Origin of the sequence: Mycobacterium sp. SMC-18 (genome assembly GCF_045310895.1) — a bacterium.
In the GTDB taxonomy this organism is placed as follows: Bacteria; Actinomycetota; Actinomycetes; order Mycobacteriales; family Mycobacteriaceae; genus Mycobacterium.
In genome coordinates, this window is the sequence record NZ_JBJIAL010000116.1 from 1 (window position 1) to 1,679 (window position 1,679).

The following is a 1,679-nucleotide window of genomic DNA, read 5'->3' on the forward strand; positions in this document are numbered from 1 at the left end:
TCGAGAGACCTCGACCTCTATCCCGGCAACGACGCGCCAACCACCTCTACACCCTCATCTGTGAAGAGCCCGTAAATTCTCCCGAGCACCGATCCAATAACGGCGAATAACGGTTTTGGCACGCCGATGACCTTCTGAACTGCGGCGATGTCAAAAACAGTGATTATTGGATTTTCGGGGGGATACCTACTTTTTCGGGTTTTCTGCTCGTTTTTTCAGAAGCGCCGGGGGGGTATAGCGGCCTGGACATCCTGCAATGCAGGCGGCCGGGCCAGTGTTTGAAGGTAGTTAGGCCCCCTAACTTGATCCTGTGAGCTTGTCCCTCCTTCCCCAGTCTTACCGGTGAGTAACCTGTGAGCCGCGCAAGCATGTTTGCTCCAAGGTCGCTCCCAGCTGGCTCATGGCTCCAGTGTCAGATGGAACACATTCGAACACCTGTTCGCATCGCGACGGTAAACTAGCAGTTGAGAGCAGGTATTGGGCCAGCTCCCGACCCAAGGAGTACAAAATGACCGCCACCAAGAGCACCGCTGCGACGTCCGCGACCGCTTTGCTGGACACCGCGAAGGCACCGGCTAAGAGCACCGCTCGGAAGACACCGGCGAAGGCCGCACCGAAGGCCGAGGCACCGAAGGCCACCGAGCCCAAGAAGACATACAAGAGCACGGCGACAGGCAGGGGCGGTCGGACGTGCGTCCGTCAGACGGGCACGGTCGCGTGCTCCTGGGCCGTGGACGTGGCCGACGCCGATGGCAAGGCACAGCACCTGAAGACGGGCGCGATCTGGAGCTTCCACTCCACCGAGGCCGCAGCGCTGAAGGCCGCTGAGAAGTACAACGCCAAGTCCGGGCTCCAGGCCGTGGTCGTCAAGGCCACGCCGTCCGAGTAAGCCAACCGTGGTGACGCCGGGACGCAGCGAGCGTCCCGGCTACCCCGACACAAAAGGAGTCGATAGTGGCCGAAGCAATCACCGCGCCGCTGAGCTGCGACCCGGAGGTGTGGCTGCGCTGGAGCAACGCCGAGCGCTGGCGCTGGTTGTGGGACCGCGTGGAGCAGCAGGAGAACAAGACCCCGCGCCTTGGCGCGGTAGACCGGTGGCGACTCGCCATGCGCGACCATTGGTGGGTCGTCCTGTCGTACGAACACCTCGTGCCCTGCATGTTCGCGCGCTACGCCGTCCACGACACCCCCGACCAGGCCGAGGCGCTAGCCACCGTGGAGTTCGTGGCCAAGAGCATCAAGGCCGACCTGACCCGCCGCGTCGATCTGGATACCGAGCTATCCCAGGTGTGGACGATCAGCCCAACGGGGACGCCCCCTGCCGAGACCGATGTGCGGCTGATCGTCTGCCGCCACGAGTGAGACGGCGGGCGCGTTGACCAGTCCAATAAAGGTCAGCCAAGCTCCTCGTGTTCTTCCTACGGCTCAGCCGCGTCGTGAGTTGATTGGTCGACCTGCGGTGCGCCCGCCGTCGTCTATGGGGTGAGACGCGGCCAGTAGAGCCCCGTTTAACCACTGGCCGCGTCACCCATCCCGCCGGGGTAAAGGGTTCCCGGCGGAAGTCATCAGCTGGTCGGCAGGCCCGTCAGCCCGAGGATGGAGCTAGGTGTGATGTCCAGGGACGTTGGTCAGCCGAGTGACCGGTGGGCGGCCTCCGATGGCGGAGTGGGCTCGGTGGT

General features: G+C 63.6%; 2 protein-coding genes. Both read left to right on the forward strand.

The annotated features are described in order from the left end of the window. The first annotated feature begins 508 nt into the window (after nucleotides 1-508). Nucleotides 509-889, forward strand: a complete 381-nt coding sequence (locus tag ACJH6J_RS30320; RefSeq protein WP_212812794.1) for a hypothetical protein — start codon at nucleotides 509-511, stop codon at nucleotides 887-889. A gap of 65 nt (nucleotides 890-954) precedes the next feature. After that, entirely contained in the window at nucleotides 955-1,362 is a 408-nt protein-coding gene (locus tag ACJH6J_RS30325; protein WP_212812796.1) for a hypothetical protein, read from the forward strand. Nucleotides 1,363-1,679 lie beyond the last annotated feature (317 nt).

What these genes read in the sequence shown, in the direction of transcription:
- ACJH6J_RS30320 (WP_212812794.1), top strand. Translation starts at nt 509, where the DNA reads ATGACCGCCACCAAGAGCACCGCTGCGACGTCCGCGACCGCTTTGCTG.